Below are 21,226 nucleotides of genomic sequence, written 5' to 3'. Positions count from 1 at the left end.
CAACCCGGTCTCAGTTCTGATTGGCACACGCCGCGTTGCCGCCGAACGGCGGGACCTTGCAAGGTCCGCGAGGCCCGTTCAGGCTCGGCCGGACCCGACCTCGAGGCGGGCGGAAACGCGAGATCGGTCGCAGTGCCGGGCGGAATCGCGACGCGCGTGGACGCCGGACTCAACCGCCCAGCAACAAACTCACCGCGACCAGGATCAGGAATCCGGCGAACACCCGCTTCAAGGTGTCGCCATGCAGCTTGTGCGCCAGGCGGGTGCCGTAAGGCGCGGCGAACACCGAGGCGATCGCCACCCCGATCGCCGCCGGCAGATAGACGTAACCGATCGCGTGATCCGGCAACGCGCCGGGCGGCGCGTTGAAGGCGTAGCCGACCGCGCTGGCCAGACCGATCGCCACCCCGCAGGCCGACGACGTGCCGACCGCGCGCACCGGCGCCACCCCGCGCCAGACCAGCAACGGCACGGTCATGCTGCCGCCGCCGATACCGACCACCGCCGACACCGCGCCGATGCCCACACCGGCCGCGGTCAACGGCGTGCCTTGCGGCGCCGGCGCATCGGCCGCCAGCGCCGGGCGGTTCTTGCCGAACAGCAATTGCGCGGCGGCGATGAAGCAATACCCCGCGACGATCCAGCGCAGCCAATCGCCATCGATACGCACCGCGATCAAGCTGCCGAGCCAACCGCCGAGCAACAGGCCCGGCACCATCCAGCGCACCGTCGGCCACAGCACGCTGCCGCGCTTGGCGTGCGCGCGCGCCGATGCGGTCGCGGTCAGCACGATGCTGGCCAGCGAACTGGCCAAGGCGGTGTGCATGGCCGCTTCCTGCGGAATGCCGAACGCCGGCGCGATCCAGGCCAACGCGGCGACCAGCACCAGACCGCCGCCGACGCCGAGCAAACCGGCAAGGATGCCGGCGATGGCGCCGAGAACGAGGAAGACCAGCCAGATCGCCATGCGCATGCGTTCGGAGTGCGGATCCCCGATTCTGCACGCCCGTGCGCAAGCTGGATAGCCGACTGTAGGAGCTGCGCGAGCTGCGACCGCGTCAATACAACGACATCGAAGCCTGCGTGATCGATGCGGTTTCGCGGTCGCAGCTCGCGCAGCTCCTACAGTCGGCGCCCGCATCTACGCCGGCAACCGCTCGCCGCGCGACACGGTTCGCGATTCGCGCTCATCCATGCACCGCTCACATAAGACATTCATGCCCGCTCGGCTATAGTCCGACGATGCTCTCGCGCCCTCATTGCCTGCTGTTCGCCGCGCTCGCCGCGACCCTCGCCACCGCCGCCTGCGCGCAATCGCCGGCCGCCTCGCCGCCGCAGCCGGCGGTCAAGCCCGCGCCGGTGCGCAACGCCCTGCCCGCGCCCGCGGTCGATCCGTTGCTGCCGCGCGTGCGCGCCGCCATCGACGCGGCCGAACGCGGCCCGTTCGATGCCGCGCAATACGCCGACATCGCCCGCCACCCGCTGTACGGCTGGGTCGAATACCAGGCGCTGCGCCGCGGCATCGACACGCTCAACAACGGCCAGGCCCAGGACTTCCTCAATCGCCGCGGCCGCGAAGCCTCCGGCGATGCATTCCGCGACCTGTGGCTGGCCGCGACCGCGCGGCGCGAAGACTGGACCGGATTCCTCGCCGCGTGGTCGCCCAAGACCTTGGCCGGCAAGGACCGCAGCGTGGCGCTGCGCTGCGCCGAATTGAACGCGCGCCAGGCCCTGGGCCGGGTCGACGCGCAATGGACCGCACAGGCGCAGACGATCTGGCGCAGCAGCGGCAAGTCGCTGCCCGACGGTTGCGATGCGCCGTTCGCGGTGCTCGCCGCGCAGGGCGGATTGACGCCGGAGCTGCGCTGGGAGCGGATCGATGCGGCGGCGGCGGAGTGGCAGCCGGCGGTGATGCGCGCCGCGGCGCGCGGGTTGCCGGCCGATCAGTTGGCTCAGGCGAACGACTACGCGGCGTTCCTGGATAACGTGAATGAACGCGCGCTCGGCTGGCCCAAGACCGATCGCAGCCGCAAGATCGCCTCCTATGGCCTGGCCAAACTGGCCAAGGCGCAGCCGGCCAGCGCCGAAGCGCAATTGCCCAAGTACGCCAACGCGCTGGCCTTCACCGATGAAGACCGCGGCCGCGTGCTGTACCAGACCGCGCTGTGGTCGGTGGCCTCCTACGACGCCGAATCGGCGCGCAGGCTCAACGCGGTGCCCGAGGTCGCCTACGACGAACGCCTGCACGAATGGCGCGCGCGCGAAGCGATGTCGCGTTCGGACTGGGCCGGCGCGCTCGCCGCGATCCGCAAGATGGGCGCCAAGCAACGCGACGAATCGCGCTGGGAGTATTTCGAAGCGCGCCTGAGCGAACGCGCCGGCGACAAGGCCACCGCGACCCGGCTGTACCGCGAATCGGCCAAGAACGCCGACTTCCACGGTTTCCTCTCGGCCGACCGGCTCGGCGCGCCGTACACGCTGTGCCCGATCCAACCCACCGACAGCGCCGCGGCCAAGGCCGCGATCGCGCGCGATCCGGCGCTGATGCGGGCGATGGGCCTGTTCCAGATCGAGCGCACCGCCTGGGCGATCCGCGAATGGGACGACGCGCTGACCCGCTTGGACGACACCCAGCGGCGCATCGCCATCGAAGTCGCGCAAAGCTACAACTGGTTCGACCGCGCGGTGTTCTCGCTCAACAAGACCCCGCAGGAACAGCGCCTGTATTACTTGCGCTTCCCGCTGCACCACGGCGAAACCATCCGCCGCGAATCGCTCAAGAACGGCATCGACCCGGCCTGGGTCGCGGCCGAAATCCGCGCCGAAAGCATCTTCAACCCGACCGCGCGCTCCGGCGCCAATGCCATGGGCCTGATGCAGGTCCTGCCGGGCACCGGCGCGCAGGTGGCCAAGAGCCTGGGCCTGCCCTGGGGCGGCGCGGCCAGCCTGTACGACTCGGACACCAACATCATTCTGGGCACCGCCTACCTGCGCCAACTGCTCGACAAGTACGGCGGCCAGCCGTATTTCGCCATGGCCGGCTACAACGCCGGGCCGGCGCCGTTGTCGCGCTGGCAGTCGCAGCGTCCGGGCATGGACCCGGATTTCTGGATCGAGACCATCAGCTACAAGGAAACCCGCGAATACGTCGCCCGCGTGCTGGCCTTCAGCGTGCTCTACGACTGGCGCCTCAACGGCGATGCGCTCAACGTCAGCGACCGCATGCGCGGGGTGACCCAGGCCAAGCGCAAGTCCTTCGTCTGCCCGACCGCCGCGGCCACCGCCGCCGCGCCGCTGCCGTCCGAGACCGAGTGAGCCGCGCGCGATGGCCCAACCTCATGTCCTGATCCTGGGCGGCACCGGTTTCGTCGGCCGCCATCTGGTCGAACATCTGCTGCGCGAGCGCTGCCGCGTCACCGTGCTCAGCCGCGGCGTCGACCCGCACAAGAAGAAGCTGCTCTCGCGCGAGGCCAGCATCATCGAAGGCGACATCGGCAATCCCGATTTCCTGCGCGCGGTGCTCGACGACGTCGACGCGGTGGTCAATCTGGTCGGCATCCTCAACGAGACCGGCGACAGCGGCGCCGGGTTCGAACACGTCTACGTGGAACTGCTCGAAGCGCTGATCCAGGCCATGCGCGACATGGGCGTGATGCGCCTGCTGCAGATGAGCGCGCTCAACGCCGGCACCGGCCACAGCCATTACCTGGAGTCGCGCGGCCGCGCCGAGCAGCGCGTGCGCGCCTCCAAGCTGTCCTGGACGCTGCTGCGCCCCTCGGTCATCGCCGGCCCCGGCGACGGCCTGTTCTGCCGATTCGACGCGCTGCTGCGCTACGCGCCGGTGCTGCCGATGGGCCGCGCCGACGCGCGTTTCCAGCCGGTCTGGATCGGCGATGTCACCCAGGCCTTCGTCAACGCCTTGAACGACGACAGCCATATCGCCCGCAGCTACAACCTGGTCGGCCCGGACGTGATGACCCTGGGCGAGATCGTCCGCGCCAGCGCGCGCGGCCGCGGCCGCCTGCGCGCGGTGCTGCCGCTGCCCGAGGCGCTGGGCAAGCTGCAGGCCGAGATCGGCGAATACCTGCCGGGCAAACCGATCAGCCGCGACAACTGGCGCTCGTTGCAAACCGATTCGACCAGCGTGGAGAACGGATTGCTCAAGCTGGGCATTACCCCGACGCCGGTACTCCCCCGCCTGCCCGAAATACTCGGCACCTGACTTGTAGGAGCTGCGTCCCACGGGATTTCCTTCGGTCACGAGCTGCGACCGCGAAACCGCAGCTACGCCGTAAGCGTGGTTTCGCGGTCGCAGCTCACGCAGCGCCTACAGGGCGCCACCGCAACGACATCGCATCGACCCGCCTGCGCTAGGATGCGCGGCACACACACGCGAAAGGAACGCGCCATGGGTCTGCTCGACACCCTGCTCGGCCACGCCGGCGAAAAATCCACCGACAAGGTCAACGACGACTTCGCCCCGCTGCTGGCGCACGGCGAAACCGTGCAGCGCGCGTTCGGCGAAATCCGCGACCTGATCGTGTTCACCGACCGCCGCCTGATCCTGGTCGACAAACAGGGCGTGACCGGGCGCAAGACCGAATTCCTCAGCCTGCCCTACCGCAGCATCGTGATGTTCTCGCTGGAAACCGCCGGCCATTTCGATCTGGAATCCGAACTGCGGCTGTGGGTGTCGGGCCAGCCCAATCCGATCGTGCGCCACCTGGGCCGCAGCGCCGGCGCCGAGGACATCATCGGCTTGCTGGCGCAAAACGCGCCGCGCTAAGCCGCGCGCATTTGAGGTAATGAAGATGAAGGTGTACCTGGTCGGCGGCGCGGTCCGCGATTGTCTGCTCGGCCTGCCGGCCGGCGATCGCGATTACGTGGTCGTCGGCGAAACCCCCGAGAGCATGCTCGCCGCCGGCTTCAAGCCGGTGGGCAAGGATTTCCCGGTGTTCCTGCATCCGGACACCGGCGAGGAGTACGCGCTGGCGCGGACCGAGCGCAAATCCGGCCGCGGCTACCGCGGCTTCGTGGTCGACGCCGATCCGTCGGTGAGCCTGGAAGACGATCTGGGCCGGCGCGATTTCACCATCAACGCGATCGCCCGCGACGAAAGCGACGGCCGTCTGGTCGACCCTTACGGCGGCGCGCGCGACCTTCAGGCGCGGGTGCTGCGCCACGTCGGCCCGGCCTTCGTCGAAGACCCGTTGCGGGTGCTGCGCGCGGCGCGGTTCATGGCGCGCTTCCAGCCGCACGGCTTCACCGTCGCCGCCGAAACCATGGCGCTGATGCGGCAGATGGCCGAGTCGGGCGAACTGTCGGCCCTGGTCGCCGAACGGGTGTGGCAGGAACTGCGCCGCGCGCTGACCTGCGCCGCGCCGGCGGCGTTCGTGCGCACCTTGCACGATGCCGGCGCGCTGGCGGCGGTGCTGCCCGAGGTAGAGGCGCTGTACGGCGTACCGCAGCGGCCCGAATACCATCCCGAAGTCGATACCGGCGTGCACACCGAGATGGTGCTCGCGCAGGCCGCCAAGCTCGCGCCCGGCGACGACCTGATCGGCTTCGCCGCGCTCACCCACGACCTGGGCAAGGCGCTGACCCCGGCCGAGCTGCTGCCGCGCCACCACAAGCACGAGCAGGCCGGCCTGGAACCGTTGGCGGCGTTGTGCGCGCGGCTGAAAGTGCCGACCGAACACCGCCTGCTCGCCGAAGCGGTCTGCCGCGAGCACCTGATCGTGCATCGGTTCGACGAACTGCGTCCGCGTTCGGTGTACGAGTTGATCGCGCGCTGCGATGGTTTCCGCAATCCCAAGCGGATCGAACAGATGACGTTGGCTTGCGAGGCCGACAAGCGCGGCCGTTTGGGCTTGGAGGACACCCACTACCCGCAAGGCGCGGCGCTGCGCGAAGCCTTGCGTGCTGCGTTGAGCGTGCGCGCTGGCGATCTCGCGCCGGGTTTGAGCGGGCCCGCGGTGGGCGAGGCGATGCGGCGGGCGCGGATCGAGGCGATCGCGGTGGTGATCAAGGCGGCGAAGGACAGCGCAGGGCCGTAAGGTGTTGGCCTTGTCGCCTGCGCTGCTCCTACACAGCGGAGAACGCACTCATCCAGCAAAAAACAACGCACTCACCTACCGTCATTCCCGCGAAAGCGGGAATCCAGTGCCTTTCGTGCGAGAACGCTTGCAGTCGCTGGATTCCCGCGTTCGCGGGAATGACATTCTGGAGAGAGCGCTGAAGTCTCTGGATTCCCGCCTGCGCGGGAATGACGTTCTGGAAAAATGGCGCTGAAGGCTTGAGGCTCGCGCTTTCACTTCTGACTTGAGCGTGCACGACAAGAAACCGCACACCTACCTACCGTCATTCCCGCGAAGGCGGGAATCCAGGGCCTTTCGTGCGAGAACGTTTGAAGTCACTGGATTCCCGCGTTCGCGGGAATGACGTTCTGGAGAGATGACGCTGAAGTCTCTGGATTCCCGCCTTCGCGGGAATGACGTGCTGGGAGATACTCGGCAAACAGAAAAACGCCGCGCGAAACCCGCGCGGCGTTTTCATGTTCGAGCATGGCGACAGCCGAAGCCGCCGCCCGCCCCACTCAGAACCGGTAGTCGATCCGAGCGTAGTAGCTACCGCCGTTCATGCCGAACGGCAGCGTTTCCCAACCGTACTTGAAGCCCAGTTGCGGGAACGGCGCGCCGGTGTTCGGATCCCACTTGTCCGGGTAGGTGTCGAAGATGTTGTTGCCGCCCACCGACACGCTCAGCTGGTCGCTGAACTTGTAGCGCACCGCCAGGTCGGCCAGCCACTTGCCGCTCCAGGTCTGCTTGATCCCCGGGGTGAAGCCTTCGCCGGTGACCGGGCCGTAGTAGTTGGCGCGCGCGGTCCATTCCCAGGCGCCGGTTTCGTACACGCCCTGCAGCACGTGGTGCTGACGCGGCTGGCCCTTTTCGATCAGGGTCACCTGGGTGTCGTCGAACAAGGCGCTCGGCGAGAGGATGTTGGACTGCGAACGGCGCGCCTTCACTTCGGTCTTGTTGAAGTGCACCAACGCGGTCAGGTTCAACTTGGAACCGCCGGCGAATTCGGTGTTGTGGTTGGCGACCAGGTCGATGCCGGTGGTCTGGGTGTCGATGGCGTTGGTGAAGAACAGCACCTGGCCCACGCCGATCGGATCGAGGATCGCGCGGATCGGGCAGTTGCCGTTGCCCGGCGCGCACGGCTGGCCGTTGGTGCCGACGCTCTCGGGCTGGATGTTGCTGGAGAAGATGATGCGGTCGTCGATGTCGATGCGGAACACGTCCAAGGTCAGCGAGAAGCGATCGCTGGGCTTGAGCACGAAACCGATCGAACCGCTCTTGGAGGTCTCTTCCTTCAGCGGCTCGATGCCGAACGCGCGGGTCACCGCGCTGTCCTGACGCGCGGTCAGGGTATCGGTGAGCACGCCGGCGGCGTTGAGGTTGGTCGAGCGCTGGCTGTAGAACAGCTGCTGCACGCCCGGCGCGCGGAAACCGGTGGACACGGTGCCGCGGATCGCGAATTGCTCGGTCGCGTCGAAGCGCGCCGACAACTTGCCGGTGGTGGTGTTGCCGAAGTCGGAGTAGTCCTCGTAACGCACCGCGCCGCCGAGCAGGAAGCGATCGCTCAGGTTGGTTTCGGCGTCCAGGTACACCGCGTAGTTGTGGCGGCCGTCGTCGACCGCTTCGTTGGGCGAGAAGCCCGGGAAGCCCTGCATGCCCGGCTGCGCGGTTTCGCCGGCCTGGCCGAGGATCGGAATCGTGCGGTTGTCGGTGCGGCCGTAGGTGTAGGTCACCGGCGCGCCGGGGGTGATCTTGTACTCGTCCTTGCGGTATTCCACGCCGGTGCCCAGGTACAGCGGGTGATCGCCGAAGCCCTGCAAGGTGCCGCGGAAATCCAGGTTGAAGGTGGTCTGATCGGCCTGCAGGGTGCCGGTCTTGGCGCGGGTCGGCGATTCGGCGTAGATGCCGCCGCCGGGCTTGGGCTCGTACCACCAGCTGACGTTGACCGAATTGCTTTCTTCGAAGCCGAACTTGTTGCGGCCGCGGTTGATCGAGATGTCCCAATCCCAGTTATCGTTGATCGCCGCCTTGTAGCCGACCGCCAGCGAGGTGTCGTCGACCTTGGTCAGGATGTTGGGCAGAAAGCCGTTGGGATAGATCGCCGGCACCGTGCGGTTGTCGCCGGGGCTGCGGAAGAAGCCGGAGGAATCGCCCTTGCGCTTGGACAGGCCGCCGAACCAGTACAACTCGCCCTTGCCGATCGGCAGGCCGCCGTTGAACCAGAAGTAGGCGTCGGTGGCGTCGGCGTCGCCCAGGCGCTGGGTCACCCGCGGCGGATTCACTCGCGCGCTGTCGGGACCGGCGCGGTTGGTTTCGCCGCGATCGCGGTACTCGGCGCTGAGGTTGAGGTAACCGCCGTCGCCGCCGAGCTTGACCCCGGTGTTGGCCGAGATCGAATAGTTTTCGCCGTCGCCGGCGTAGTACTGGCCGGCCTGGAACGACAGCTGAGTTTCCTCGGTCTGCTTCTTGAGGATGATGTTGATAACGCCGGAGATCGCGTCCGAGCCGTACTGCGCGGCGGCGCCGTCGCGCAGCACTTCGATGCGGTCGATCGCCGACAGCGGAATGGCGTTGATGTCGGTGCCGGCCGAACCGCGGCCGATGGTCTGCTGGACGTTGACCAGCGCCTGCTGATGGCGGCGCTTGCCGTTGACCAGCACCAGCACCTGATCGGGGCCGAGCGAGCGCAGCGTGGCCGGGCGCAGGATGTCGGTGCCGTCGCTGACGAAGGTGCGCGAGAAGTTGAACGAGGGTTCCAGCATCTGCAGGATCTGGCCGATCTCGGTCGCGCCGGTGGCGTTGAGTTCTTCCTTGCCGATCACGTCCACCGGCGCGGCGGTGTCTTCCGCGGCGCGGCCGCGGGCGCGCGAACCGGTCACCTGCACCGCATCGAGCGTCGTCGCCTCGCGGGAGGCCGGAGCCGGCGCGGCGTCCTGGGCGTAAGCGGTGGGTACGAGGGCGCTGGCGGCCATGGCGGCGGCCACGGCCAGCGCCAAACGGTTGCGGTGCACTGAGGGCATGAGTCGTTGTCCTTGCGAAGGTGAGGTGGGCTCCCGTGGCCCGGGCTGAGCCTCACAAGTTATTAACTTTTTCGCAATACGCCGCGTGACTGTGCCGACTTTGGCTTTGTGACAGATTTCCGATATTGGCGAAGCGGCTGTTTTCGCAAAGCCCGTGAATACAAGGCCCGCCGTCCAAACCGGCCCGCGCCGTCCGTTCGTCGGTTACGCACTCGGTAAGTAGAAAGTTCATGCCGGCTGCATCGCCCATGCAGCCGGATTTCTCAGGCCGCGGCCCGATCGGTTCAGTATTTGCGCGAAATCCGCCGATCCACCCGCTGCAGCCACAACGCCACCGGCGTGCGCGCCACCCACAAACCGCACAGTGCGCCCAGGCTGTTGGCGAGCGCATCGACCGCATCGCCGCTGCGCGAATCGGTCATCGTGGCCTGCGCGTATTCCAGGCCGATGCCCATCGCGATCAGCCCGGCCACCGCGAGCGCCTGCGGCCGCAGCCGCGCGAACAACATGCCGGCGTAGCTCGACATCGCCAGATACGCGCCGAAGTGCTCGATCTTGTCGAAGTGCGAGAACGGCGTCGGCGGCAGATCGCGCGCCGGCAGCAGGCAAGTCGCGATCACTGCGCCAATCATCGCCAGCCACAGCGCGCACCACAGCCACGGGCGCTCGAACTCGCGCAACCACGCGCGCGACGGCGCGCCGCTCACAGACGGTGGCTCAGATCGCCGGCCAGAAAAGCCACGCCGAACTCGACGTCCTTCTCCAATCCCATCACCTGAAAGCGCTCGCCCATTTCGCTGGGCAGGGTCAGCTTCTTGACCTCGGTCAGCCGCCGCTGCTTGTCCACTTCGTCCTTCAAGCCTTCGATCCGCTGCAATACGCCGGCCAGACCGTTGCCGAGCAGGAAGCTGGCCTGCGAGCAGTAACCGGCCAGATCGAATCCCGCCGCCACGCCGGCCTCGGCCAAGGCGGTGAAATCCACCGACGCGGTCAGATCCTGCAAGCCCGGCCACAGCAAGGGCTCGCCGTGCACGCGATGGCGGTAGAACGCGCGCAAGGTGCCGTCGCTGCGTTCGGGCGCGTAGTACTCGGCGCGGGCGTAGCCGTAATCGACGAACAACATCGCGCCGCGACGCAGGCCGCCGGACACCGCTTGAATCCAGTACGGCAACTGCGGCAACAGTTCGGAGCGATAACCCTCAGCGAACGGACGCTCCAGCCGGCGTTCGGCATGGCGCACCGCGTTGGCGAGGAAATCGTCGGCCGGCCGCCACTGCCGGGCGAAGCCCTCGCCATCGAGCACGATGTGCTCTTCGAAGATTTCCTCATCGCGGATTTCGAAACGCGGCGTGGGCAGCGCGTCGATCACCTCGTTGGCGAACAGCACGCCTTCCCACTCGTCGCCGAACGGGCCGTCGGGCCACTCCAGCAGTTCGAACAACGGCGGCACCAGACGTTCGCGCAAACGCTCGCGCTGGCGGTGGCGCAGCTCGGCGCTGGGCTCCAGGATCGCGTAGCGGTCCGGCAGCGCGTCCAGTTCCATCAAGCGCTTGAGCGCGACCTCGGCGAACGCGCCGGTGCCGCCGCCCAGTTCGAGAAACCGCGCCTGCGGCCCGATCTGCCGCAACACCGGCGCCACCGATTCGGCCACGCAGGCGGCGAAGATCGGGCCGAGCTCGGGCGCGGTGACGAAATCGCCGCTGGCGCCGAACTTGCTCGCGCCGGCGCTGTAATAGCCCAGGCCCGGCGCGTACAGCGCCAGCTCCATGTAGCGCGAGAACGGGATCGCGCCGCCGTGGGCGTCGATCTGCGCGCGGATCAGCTGGGTCAGGCGTTCGCTGTGGGCCAGCGCGTCGGCGTCGGGAGGCGGCAGATCGAAGGATTTCACGGACAAGGCTTGCGCGGATGCTGCGGTGGGGAGGTCAGGATAAAGCAGGCTAGCGCTTTGGTACTAAAAACCGGGTATTTGCCCGCGCCTCGGCCCGCCGCCCGCTTTATTTTCACTATTCCCGTGCAAGATGGCCGCGCGCGATCCCGCGCCGACACGGAACCGTCGCCATGAGCACCGTCGATCCCGCCGTTGCGCGGCGCCGGCAACAACTGCAATCCGGCCCGACGCGGGTGGCGCACCTGCGGCTGTGGAGCTTCATCGCGGTGTATGCCGGCCTGTGGGCGATGCTGGGCTACGGCATCGCCGATACGATGGCCGCCGGGCTGAGCTCGGCCTATTCGCGCTCCGCCGCGCAGGCGCCCGGCGAAACCTCGCCGCTGTTCTGGATGCTGATGGTCGGCGGAATCGGCGGCGGAATCCTCAGCCTGTTGATCACCGCCGTCCTGGACCGGGTCTACGGGATGGCCGCCGGCACGCGCGCCACGTTCGCGATCAATCTCGGCGCGATCGCGCTGGGCTTCTGGCGCGGCGCCAGCGACCGCTGGCCGCCGCCGCAACGGGTCGGCTTCAGCGACCTGCCCGGCGCGAACGCGCAGCCCTGGGACGCCGCGACCTGGATCGGCTGGACCTCGCAGTACTGGGCGCCACTGCTGTTGCTGGCGATCGCGGCGGCGCTGACGGTCGGCGCGGTGCGCGCTTACCGCAAGCAGCGTTTGCGCGAGCAGCGCATCCAGCGCGTACTCAGCCAGGGCATCCGCGTGGCCGGCACGATCACCGAACTGCACAGCACCGGCGTGGAGATCTACAACCAGCCGCGGATCCGCTTGGTGGTGAAGTTCGTCGACCACGTCGGCACCGAGCGCTGGGTCACCAAGACCGAGTTGTTCGATCCGCTGGCACTACCGCGCGTCGGCGATGGCGCGCATGTCTGGTTCCACCCCGATTCGCCCGGCGAGCAGGATCTGATCGCAGTCGGCTTCGGCAGCGAGGACGATGCGCAGCTCGCGGAAACGAGCGCGGGGCGGCGTGGTTCGGGCAGCTGAGCCGCGTACGCGTATCGAATGCGCGAGATCGCAAACGACGAAGGCCGCCCTCGGGCGGCCTTCGTTCGAGCGCCGTCTGCGCGCGAATCAGCGCCGCGGCGCTTCCAGCGACAGCCCTTCGAAGCCGCGCGGCACTTCGCCGTCGACCGCATAGCGATACAACGCGGCCGAATACACCCCGCCGAGCGCGCTCTGATACACCGCCAGCGCCAGCAGCGCGAGCACGGTCGCCGCGCCGATCAGCACCGCCAGCGCCGAGGACACGAACCCGAGCAAGAAGGCCAGGCCGAACCCCGCCGCGGCCAACGCCAGCATCGCCACGAAGCAGGCCAGGCCGATACCGATCATGCCGGCCGCGCTCTCGCCCCAGGTGCGCTTGAACATCGCCACGCTGCGCTTGATCGCATCGGCCGGGCCGACGTCCTCGGCCACCAGCACCGGCACCACCAGGAACGTCGCCATGGTCCAGGCCGCGCCGAGCGCGCCGCCGATCATGCGCACGATGAAGTTGTTGTCGCGGCCCTTGAGCGCGTTGAGGATCATGCCGACGGTGGCGGCGATGGCCGCGTACCCGGCGATCGCACCGACCCGCGCGCGCGCGGCGTTGAAGCCGTCGGCGACGCTGGGATTGCCGCCTTCCAGCCGGATCATCGCCGCGCTGACCAGGGCGCAGTTGCAGAAGACGATGGCGAAGTACTGGCAGAAATAGAACGCGAAGGCGAACAACAGCGACCCCACGCTGTAGCCGCCGGCGAACAGATCGAAGGCGATCGCCGGGATCAGGAAGGTGGCCAGCACCACCAGCACGCAGATCGCCGATACCACCGGGAACACCAGCAGTTCGCGGTCGGAATTGAGCACCGAGGCGCTGGCCTTGGCCAGCTCCCAGCTGCGGGTGATTTTCTCGAACATCGCCTGCTCCCCCAGGACGTGGATCGGGGCATCGTCTGTGCTGCGGGGGGAATGCGCAAGTGGGTGGTGGGCGAAGGACTCGCGGCTAAGAGCGCCCTCATCCGCCCTTCGGGCACCTTCTCCCGCACGCGGGAGAAGGACTCTTCGGGAGAGATTCGCTATGTCCGGCGCGCTTGTCTCCCTCTCCCGCTTGCGGCGCCCGAAGGGTGTGCAAGGCTGAGAGGGTTGGGGTGAGGGCCACGCGGCGGAGAGCGCCCTCATCCGCCCTGCGGGCACCTTCTCCCGCACGCGGGAGAAGGGCTCTTCGGGAAAGATTCGCTATGTCCGGCGCGCTTGTCTCCCTCTCCCGCTTGCGGCGCCCGAAGGGTGTGCAAGGCTGAGAGGGTTGGGGTGAGGGCGCCGCCTCAGCGGCTGCGTTCGATCGAAACGCCCACCGCCCGCGCATTGCGAATCGCCGCAGGCTTGCTCAACTTCAACCGCACCCGGCTGACCTTGAACTCATCGAGCACGATCGCCGCGACCCGCTCGGCCAAGGTCTCCACCAGCCCGAACTCGGACTGCGCGACGAACTGGCCGATGCGTTCGCACACCGCCGCGTAATCCAGGGTGTCGCCGATGGCGTCGCTGGCCGCGGGCACGCGGTTGTCGAACGCCATCTCCAGATCGAACACCAGCGGCTGGCGAATCTTGCGCTCCCAGTCGTAGATGCCGATGACGGCTTCCAGTTCGAGACCTTCGATGAAGACGTGATCCATGTGCGAGCCGGGATTCGGGATTGGGGGATGGAATCAAGCGGCGCAGGCGCGGCTTGTGAGTGCGCATGCTACCGGTGCATCAGCGACGCGTCATCGCTCTGGCGCCGGTCAAACCGCTTCCAACAACGCCATATCCCAACGCGGCGTCACTTTCACCGACGCATCCGCGCGCTGCCCGGCCAGCAGCCGCAACGCACCGGCGTAGGCGATCATCGCGCCGTTGTCGGTGCAGAACATCGGCCGCGGGAACGCGACCCGGCCGCCGCGCTTTTCGGTCATCGCCGCGAGCTTGGCGCGCAAGCGCTTGTTGGCGCCGACGCCGCCGGCGACCACCAGGGTCTTGCAGCCGGCCGCATCCAGCGCGCGTTCGCACTTGATCGCCAAGGTGTCGACCACTGCGTCCTCGAACGCGCGGGCGATGTCGGCGCGGGTCTGCTCGGTCTTGTCGCTGTTCTGCCAGGCCAGCAACACCTGGGTCTTGAGCCCGCTGAAGCTGAAATCCAGGCCCGGCCGGTCGGTCATCGGCCGGGCGAACTTGAACCGTCCGGGCACGCCGAGCTCGGCCTGCGCCGCCAATTGCGGGCCGCCCGGGTACGGCAGGCCCATCAGCTTGGCGGTCTTGTCGAAGGCTTCGCCGGCGGCGTCGTCGAGGGTCTCGCCGAGCAGCCGGTATTGGCCGATCCGGTCGACCGCGACCAGTTGGGTGTGCCCGCCGGACACCAGCAAGGCCACGAACGGCGGCTCGGGCCGGCCCAGCGGGTCGTCCTCCATCAGCGGCGCCAGCAGGTGGCCTTCCATGTGGTGCACGCCGATCGCCGGCAGCTCCAGCGCCCAGGCCAGCGCGCGCGCGACCCCGGCGCCGACCAACAGCGCCCCGACCAGGCCGGGCCCGGCGGTATAGGCCACCCCGTCGAGGTCGTCGGCGCGCAGGCCGGCGTCGGCCAGGGTCTGGCGGATCAGCGGCAGCAGCTTGCGCACGTGATCGCGGCTGGCCAGCTCGGGCACCACCCCGCCGTACTCGGCGTGCAGGGCGATCTGGCTGTACAGGCCATGGGCGCGCAGGCCGGTGTCGGTGTCGTACACCGCCACGCCGGTCTCATCGCAGCTGGTCTCGATGCCCAGAACCTTCATCGGCGGGCCTGTCGGGCTGCATTCGCGGCCGGTTTCTGGAAGAATGTCGCGTTCATGGGGGTGTATGTTGCACCTTCCGCCCAAGCATCGCTATAATGCGCGGCTCTCCCGGTCTGCCCGGGCCGGTCCCCGTTAACGAGATTACGTATGCCCAGCGTCAAAGTCCGCGAAAACGAGCCTTTCGAATTTGCCCTGCGCCGTTTCAAGCGCACCTGCGAAAAGGCCGGTGTTCTGGCCGAAACCCGCAAGCGCGAGTTCTATGAAAAGCCGACGCAGGAACGCAAGCGCAAGGCCGCCGCTGCGGTGAAGCGTCAGGCGCGCCGCGCCTCGCGCGACGTCACCAAGCGTCAGCGCCTGTACTGATCGCGCGTTTCGCGTCGGCCAGGCCTAACCGCCGGCTTGCGCGAAGCGACCATCAAGCCGGCTGCGCCTCGGGCGCTGCCGGCTTTTTGCGTTTGCGTTTTGCGAATGCGCCGTCCCGGCGCGCCTCCACCTTCGATTCACCGATCCACGCAAAGGTCCGACCATGAGCCTCAAGCAACGCCTCACCGAAGACATGAAGGCCGCGATGAAGAGCGGCGACAAGCAGAGCCTGGGCGTGATCCGCCTGATCAACGCCGCGCTCAAGCAGAAGGAAGTCGACGAGCGCATCGAACTCGACGACACCGCCGTGATCGCGATCCTCGACAAGATGGTCAAGCAGCGCCGCGACTCGGTCGCCCAGTACGAAACCGCCGCGCGCGAGGATCTGGCCCAGATCGAACGCGACGAGATCGTGGTGATCGAGCGCTACATCCCGGCCAAGATGGGCGAGGCCGAGATCCTGGCCGTGCTCGAGCAGACCATCGCCGAAGTCGGCGCCACCGGCCCGGCCGATCTGGGCAAGCTGATGGGCCCGCTCAAGGCCAAGCTCGGCGGCAAGGCCGACATGGGCCTGGTGTCGACCCTGACCAAGAAGCGTCTGGCGGGCTGAACCCCGCCCGGCCCGCCGCCGGACGCGGCGGGCCCGATTTTCCCGACGCCGCCGCGCGGCGTCGGGCTCACCGCCCGCAAGGGCCGCACACCCGGAGGTGCTCCATGAAACGCCGCAATCCCCACGCCGCCTGCTTTCAGGCCGCTCGCTGATCCGCTGACCGCCACCGCAGTCGCTGGATTCCCAGCCGTCACCGAAACGGCCGATGCCGCGGATTTCGACGCCGCGCCGTTCCAAGCCGCGCCCGCGCTCGAACTCACCCGCAAACGCCGCAAGGGCTATCCCTCCGAAACCCAGGTCCGCCGTGGCCGCCGCTGGGTCCACGGCGACAAGGAACTGGTCGAAAAGCTCGGCCGCAACGATCCCTGCCCCTGCGGTTCCACCCGGAGGTTCAAGGAACTGTTGCCTGCGCGCCGGCTTGTTCGAAGGCTCCGAGCGCGACGATTACTTCCGTGAGTGAATCCACGCAAGCTCGCGCGATCGCAGCCTGAGGATGGCGCAAACCACGGCCGCGCAACGCCCGTTGCGCGGACGTTTTGGTTTCGCGGTCGCGGCTTGCGCCGTTCCTACAGGGAGCAAGCGCGGCAATGCAGCAGTCCTGTAGGAGCGGCGCAAGCCGCGACCGCGAAAGCGCGACCACGACGCGCCTCCCACTGACCCGCTCCGCCACTGAACCGCGCCCCCAATCTGCACACCGCGCCCACGCATCGCTAACCCGCTTCCCGGATACTGAACAGCGACGCCGCACCCGCCGCCAGTCTCCGCCGCATGCCCGCCCAAGACGAACGCCCGCTCACGCCGCCTCCCAGCCACGACGCGCCCAGCGAGCGCCCGGGCCGCGCCCCGGTCTCCGCCGCCGGCGAATTCGCCCAAGACGCGCTGGAGCGGGTGCAGGCGCTGCAGGCCCGCCTGGAGCAAAGCTGGCCGGGCAAGTTCGCGCAGCGCTTTATCGACTACGACATCCTGGCGCTGGCCGCGGCGCTGTCGTTCTACACCCTGCTCTCGCTGGCGCCGCTGATCCTGATGGTGCTGTGGCTGACCACCGCGCTGTATCCGTCGGCGCAAGAAGAATTCTTCCGCCAGATCGGGCTGCTGGCCGGCACCCAGGTTGAAAGCACCGCGCGGCTGATCGTGGCCAATGCCGAAAACCGCCCGGGCACCGGTTCGTTCGCCGCGCTGCTGGGCACCGTCGCGCTGTTGGTCGGCGCCTCGGCCGTGTTCGGCCAGTTGCAGGCCGCGTTGAACCGGGTGTTCCGCAGCGACGCCAAGCGTCTGGGCGGGTTGATGGCGTGGCTGCGCAAGCGCCTGCTGTCGTTCGGCATGGTGATCAGCGTGGGCTTCCTGCTGGTGGTGTCGATGGCGGTGCAGGCGGCGCTGCAATTGCTGATCGCCTACGTGCCCGATCTGCTGCCGGTGTTCGCCGCGGTGGCTTCGTTCGTGTTGTATGCGCTGGTGTTCGCGGCGATGTATCGCTGGCTGCCGGACCGCCCGGTCAGCCGCGGCCGCGCCCTGTTCGGCGGCGCGTTGACCTCCGGTTTGTTCATGCTCGGGCGCAGCGCGATCGGGCTGTATCTGGGGCAGGCCAGTTTGGGTACGGCGTATGGGCCGGCCGGCGGGTTGGTGATCATGTTGGTGTGGATGTACTACTGCGCGGTGGTGTTTCTGCTTGGCGCGCTGATTACCGCGATGCTCGATGAGCATGCGCGGGTGCGGCGGCGGTTGAGCGAGGAGCGGGTGGCGGCGGGGTTGCAGCAGTAACCTCGGCTGGGGCAAATCCCCCGCGCTGCGGTTATGCGGGAAACCCAACGGACGCCGGGCGCAGCCCCCTTTTGCAAAGGGGGCACCGACTTGCGTGCGCTCACGCCACAACGCCCCCACCTACCGCTTCCCCCCTTTGAAAAAGGGGGGCCAGGGGGGATTTGCTTTTGCTTTGCTTTGCCCTGGCCGCGGCTTCATCACCCCACCCGCCCATCCACCCCGCCCCATGGCATCCTAGTCGCCGATCCGCAACGAGCATCCGCCGCCCTCCCAGGCGGCCCCCGGCATGGCCCGCATCCCCGACGGCTTCATCGACGACCTCCTCGCCCGCACCGACATCGTCGAGGTGATCGGCGCCCGCGTGCCGTTGAAACGCCAGGGCAAGGAATACTCGGCGCGCTGCCCGTTCCACGACGAACGCTCGCCCTCGTTCACGGTCTCGCCGACCAAGCAGTTCTATCACTGCTTCGGCTGCGGCGCGCACGGCACCGCGATCAGCTTCCTGATGAATTACGACCGCCTCGAATTCCTCGATGCGGTCGACGAACTGGCCAAACGCGTCGGCGTGGAAGTCCCGCGCGACACCCGCGCGCGCAACGAGAATTCCGACACCGCCGATCTGTACACCGCGGTCGAAGCCGCGCAGCGCTTCTTCCTCAAGCAATACGCCGCCAGCGGCAAGGTTCAGGGTTATCTGGACAGCCGCGGGGTCAGCAACGAGATCCGCGACCGCTTCGGCATCGGCTATGCGCCCGACGGCTTCAACGGCCTGCGCGATGCGCTCGCGACCGACGATCGGCGGATGAAACTGCTCGACCGCGCCGGCCTGTTTTCCAAGAACGACAGCGGCCGCGTCTACGACAAGTTCCGCGACCGGGTGATGTTCCCGATCCACGACCGCCGCGGCCGGGTGATCGCCTTCGGCGGCCGCGTGCTCGACAAGGAAGACGGGCCGAAATACCTCAACTCGCCGGAAACCCCGCTGTTCCACAAGGGCCGCGAGTTGTACGGCCTGTGGCAGGTGCGCCAGACCCACAACAAGATCCCCAAGCTGATCGTGGTCGAGGGCTACATGGACGTGGTCGCGCTGTTCCAGCACGGCGTCGACACCGCGGTGGCCACCCTCGGCACCGCGACCACGCCCGATCACGCCGAGCTGCTGTTCCGCAACGCCGCCGACGTCTACTTCTGCTTCGACGGCGACCGCGCCGGACGCGGCGCGGCGTGGAAGGCGGTGGAGTCGGTGCTGCCGCGGATGAAGGACGGGCGCCAGGCGTTCTTCCTGTTCTTGCCCGACGGCGAGGATCCCGATTCGCTGGTGCGCCAGGAAGGCGCGGAAGGTTTCGACCGGCGTCTGCGCGATGCGACCCCGCTCTCGCAATTCCTGTTCGACTCGCTCGCCGCCGACGTCAACTTGAACACGCTCGAAGGCAAGGGCCGCCTGGCCGAACGCGCCAAGCCGCTGCTCGCGCAGATTCCCGACGGCGCCTTCGGCGATTTGATGAAGCAGCGCCTGACCGAATTGACCGGCGTCGGCGCGCGCGCGTCCTCGCCGGACACCCACGTGCCCACCCAGCGCGCGCATTCGGGCTCGCGCCCGGCGCCCACGCCCAAGCGCTCGCTGGTGCGCAGCGCGATCGGCGTGCTGCTGCAAAAGCCTTCGCTGGCCGCCGCGCTGGAACCGCCCTACCGCTTCGCCGCGCTGCGCCAGCCCGGCATCGAGTTGCTGGTGGAAATCGTCGAGGTGGTGCAACAGCGCCCGGAAATCAGTACCGGCGCGCTGCTGGAGCATTTCGCCGCGCACGAGCAATCCGGCGCGCTGCAAAAACTCGCCAGCCAGACCTTGCCCGGCGGCGAGGAAACGCTGCAGCGCGAATTCCTCGACGCGATCGGCCAACTGGAAAAGCAGACCACGGTGCAACGCCTGGAGGAACTGCAGGCGCAGCAGCGCGAAGTCGGCCTGGATGACGCCGGAAAACGCGAACTGCTGGCGCTGCTGCAGGCGCGGCTGGCCACGCCGCGCGGGCCGGGCTGAGATCGCGGTGCGCGCGATGCGCATCGTCGGTCGCGAAACTTGTCCCGGCTGACTGGAAAATCTTCGCCCGCTTCCGGCAATCGAGCGCGACCGCGCCAAGCTTCGCGCGCGGTCGCAGATAGTCCGCGCCCGGCCCTCTAGCGTGCCCTTCCTGCCAGGTGCTGCGGCGATCGGCGCCGCGGACCGATCCGATGAGGAGCGCCCGCATGGACGTAAAGGAAGCCACCCGAACCATCCAGAGCAAACTCGACGACAGCGGTTTTCTCGACGACGTCACCCACGCCGAACTGCGCGACATCAACCGCGTGTTCGGCGAGCTGTCGGGCCAGGACGCGCGCCAGGTCTACGACCAACTCAAAGCCGACGGCAAACTCGACAAATGGGTCGAGGAAATGAACAGCGGCGGCTGGTTCGGCACCGGCGGTTTGTCGGCGGGCGAGAAGACCGATCTGTTCAACCTGCTGGCGGGAAAACTCAGCGGCGCGCAATTGGCGGATTTCTCCACCCATTTGAGTCCCGACGACGTTATCGCCCTGGGCAAGTCGGTGGCATCGCATGCCGATGGCGCTACCGCGGTGGAGTACGTCAAGGCTATGGCGCCGCGCACCACCGAAGGCGAGCGCGTGCACACCGACACCCATGCCCGCACCGCCAAACTGACCGTCGAAGATCCCGAAGCCCGCGCCGTCGGCGAGGTGCTGGCGTCGTTGCCGCCGAGCGCTTTCAACGAAGCGATCAAGAGTTTGACGCCGGCCCAGTTGGATGCGGTGATCAAGACCGCCGCCGCGGGCAGCAGCACGCTGACCGCGAACCGCGCCATCGGCAGCGACGAAATCGATACCAGCCACAGCGTGGACCACGACCCGACGCTGATGGTGCAGATTCTCGACAATGCGGCCCGATCCGGCGACCCGTCGATCAAGGCCAAGGTCTTTCTGGCCGCATCCACGCAACTCAAGCAAATGCGCGCCGACCTCGCCCCGACCAGTACCTACCTCGACAAGGACCAGGATTTGCGCGCCGTCGCCGATGGCATGACCCGACTGCTGCGCAGCGACACCAACGGCGTGCTGTACGAACTGGAAAGCAATCTGGATCGCGACGGCGGCGGCATGATTCCCTACACCAGCGAGATGGTGGCGCAGGGGCGCGGCCAGGATCTGCGCGAGATCATCATCGATCTGCACAAGGGCCAGGGTCGCGACGAAGACCCGATCTTCCGCTTCGCGTTCGGCAAGCAAGTGGGCATGCAAGGCCAGAAAGAAATCTATCACCCCAATGCGCAGACGCTGGGCTATTTCATCGGCACGGTGCAAGTCGGCATGCAGGCCGAAGCCGACGGCGCCAAGGCCAGCGGCGATCTGCTCAAGAATATTTTCGGCACCGTGGCCGGCGCCGCCGGCGCGGCCAATCCGGTCGCCGGCGCGATCGCCGCCAGCGCGAACGGAGTGTTCGCCTATTCGGCAGACAGCGTCGTCGAGTCGGTGGCCAACGAGGGCAAGGACGCCACCAAGGCCTTGCGCGAACTGGCGTTCCCGCGCGACCCGGAGACCGGCCATCTCTACCAGGGCCCGGCCGAGAACGACTACGACGCCACCGCCAGCCGGGTCGTCAATGCCAATCGCTGATGC

At 67.9% G+C, this 21,226-nt stretch carries 18 protein-coding genes; 11 read left to right on the top strand and 7 right to left on the bottom strand.

Annotated elements, in window-relative coordinates:
- Positions 1–169: 169 nt before the first annotated feature.
- The gene (locus V7787_RS29065) at positions 170–967 is read right to left on the bottom strand and encodes a sulfite exporter TauE/SafE family protein (protein WP_336090843.1); all 798 of its coding nucleotides are present in this window, start codon (positions 965–967) and stop codon (positions 170–172) included.
- A 275-nt stretch (positions 968–1,242) separates the two neighbouring features.
- On the opposite strand from V7787_RS29065, the gene V7787_RS29060 reads away from it, so the two are divergent.
- The 4 genes from V7787_RS29060 to V7787_RS29045 all read left to right on the top strand — a co-directional run bounded on the left by V7787_RS29060 (position 1,243) and on the right by V7787_RS29045 (position 6,056).
- Positions 1,243–3,315, top strand: a complete 2,073-nt coding sequence (locus tag V7787_RS29060) for a lytic transglycosylase domain-containing protein (RefSeq protein WP_336090842.1) — start codon at positions 1,243–1,245, stop codon at positions 3,313–3,315.
- A gap of 10 nt (positions 3,316–3,325) precedes the next feature.
- The gene (locus V7787_RS29055; RefSeq protein WP_336090841.1) at positions 3,326–4,222 is read left to right on the top strand and encodes a complex I NDUFA9 subunit family protein; all 897 of its coding nucleotides are present in this window, start codon (positions 3,326–3,328) and stop codon (positions 4,220–4,222) included.
- Between the two features lie 186 nt (positions 4,223–4,408).
- Positions 4,409–4,786 (top strand): PH domain-containing protein, encoded by a 378-nt coding sequence (locus V7787_RS29050; RefSeq protein ID WP_336090839.1) that lies wholly within the window; start codon positions 4,409–4,411, stop codon positions 4,784–4,786.
- 25 nt (positions 4,787–4,811) lie between these two features.
- Positions 4,812–6,056, top strand: coding sequence for a multifunctional CCA addition/repair protein (locus tag V7787_RS29045; RefSeq protein WP_336090838.1), 1,245 nt, complete (start codon positions 4,812–4,814; stop codon positions 6,054–6,056).
- A 539-nt stretch (positions 6,057–6,595) separates the two neighbouring features.
- Here the strand turns inward: V7787_RS29045 and V7787_RS29040 are convergent.
- The 3 genes from V7787_RS29040 to V7787_RS29030 form a co-directional block, all read right to left on the bottom strand.
- Complete coding sequence (locus V7787_RS29040; protein WP_336090837.1) at positions 6,596–9,097, bottom strand: TonB-dependent receptor plug domain-containing protein; 2,502 nt, start codon at positions 9,095–9,097, stop codon at positions 6,596–6,598.
- A 284-nt stretch (positions 9,098–9,381) separates the two neighbouring features.
- Entirely contained in the window at positions 9,382–9,804 is a 423-nt protein-coding gene (locus V7787_RS29035; RefSeq protein ID WP_336090835.1) for a hypothetical protein, read from the bottom strand.
- Positions 9,801–10,985, bottom strand: a complete 1,185-nt coding sequence (locus tag V7787_RS29030) for a class I SAM-dependent methyltransferase (protein WP_336090833.1) — start codon at positions 10,983–10,985, stop codon at positions 9,801–9,803. Before V7787_RS29030 ends, V7787_RS29035 begins: the two co-directional genes overlap by 4 nt.
- 170 nt (positions 10,986–11,155) lie before the next feature.
- Here V7787_RS29030 and V7787_RS29025 point away from each other — a divergent pair, with 170 nt between their 5' ends.
- Positions 11,156–12,031, top strand: a complete 876-nt coding sequence (locus tag V7787_RS29025) for a hypothetical protein (protein ID WP_336090832.1) — start codon at positions 11,156–11,158, stop codon at positions 12,029–12,031.
- 87 nt (positions 12,032–12,118) lie between these two features.
- On the opposite strand, the gene V7787_RS29020 is transcribed toward V7787_RS29025, so the two are convergent.
- From V7787_RS29020 to tsaD, 3 genes are all read right to left on the bottom strand, one after another.
- Complete coding sequence (locus tag V7787_RS29020) at positions 12,119–12,943, bottom strand: DUF6159 family protein (RefSeq protein WP_336090831.1); 825 nt, start codon at positions 12,941–12,943, stop codon at positions 12,119–12,121.
- 404 nt (positions 12,944–13,347) lie between these two features.
- Positions 13,348–13,698: a dihydroneopterin aldolase gene (gene folB, locus V7787_RS29015; protein WP_336090830.1), complete on the bottom strand. Its 351-nt coding sequence runs from the start codon at positions 13,696–13,698 to the stop codon at positions 13,348–13,350.
- A 108-nt stretch (positions 13,699–13,806) separates the two neighbouring features.
- A complete protein-coding gene (gene tsaD / locus V7787_RS29010) occupies positions 13,807–14,829 on the bottom strand; it encodes a tRNA (adenosine(37)-N6)-threonylcarbamoyltransferase complex transferase subunit TsaD (RefSeq protein WP_336090829.1) in 1,023 nt (340 codons plus the stop codon).
- Between the two features lie 147 nt (positions 14,830–14,976).
- On the opposite strand from tsaD, the gene rpsU reads away from it, so the two are divergent.
- The 6 genes from rpsU to V7787_RS28985 all read left to right on the top strand — a co-directional run bounded on the left by rpsU (position 14,977) and on the right by V7787_RS28985 (position 21,223).
- The gene (gene rpsU / locus V7787_RS29005; protein ID WP_031371286.1) at positions 14,977–15,192 is read left to right on the top strand and encodes a 30S ribosomal protein S21; all 216 of its coding nucleotides are present in this window, start codon (positions 14,977–14,979) and stop codon (positions 15,190–15,192) included.
- 163 nt (positions 15,193–15,355) lie between these two features.
- On the top strand, positions 15,356–15,802 hold the full coding sequence (locus tag V7787_RS29000; protein WP_336090823.1) for a GatB/YqeY domain-containing protein: 447 nt from the start codon (positions 15,356–15,358) through the stop codon (positions 15,800–15,802).
- Between the two features lie 117 nt (positions 15,803–15,919).
- Complete coding sequence (locus V7787_RS53180) at positions 15,920–16,258, top strand: SEC-C metal-binding domain-containing protein (protein ID WP_442965337.1); 339 nt, start codon at positions 15,920–15,922, stop codon at positions 16,256–16,258.
- A 312-nt stretch (positions 16,259–16,570) separates the two neighbouring features.
- Complete coding sequence (locus V7787_RS28995) at positions 16,571–17,560, top strand: YihY/virulence factor BrkB family protein (RefSeq protein ID WP_336090821.1); 990 nt, start codon at positions 16,571–16,573, stop codon at positions 17,558–17,560.
- Positions 17,561–17,846: 286 nt separating this feature from the next.
- Positions 17,847–19,595: a DNA primase gene (dnaG, locus tag V7787_RS28990; protein ID WP_336090819.1), complete on the top strand. Its 1,749-nt coding sequence runs from the start codon at positions 17,847–17,849 to the stop codon at positions 19,593–19,595.
- A gap of 206 nt (positions 19,596–19,801) precedes the next feature.
- Entirely contained in the window at positions 19,802–21,223 is a 1,422-nt protein-coding gene (locus V7787_RS28985) for a hypothetical protein (RefSeq protein ID WP_336090818.1), read from the top strand.
- The last annotated feature ends 3 nt before the right edge of the window (positions 21,224–21,226 follow it).

The sequence above is a fragment of the Pseudomonas sp. CGJS7 genome, from assembly GCF_036961695.1.
Note: the sequence above shows the minus strand (reverse complement) of the source record. Positions and strands in the feature narration are given on the sequence as shown.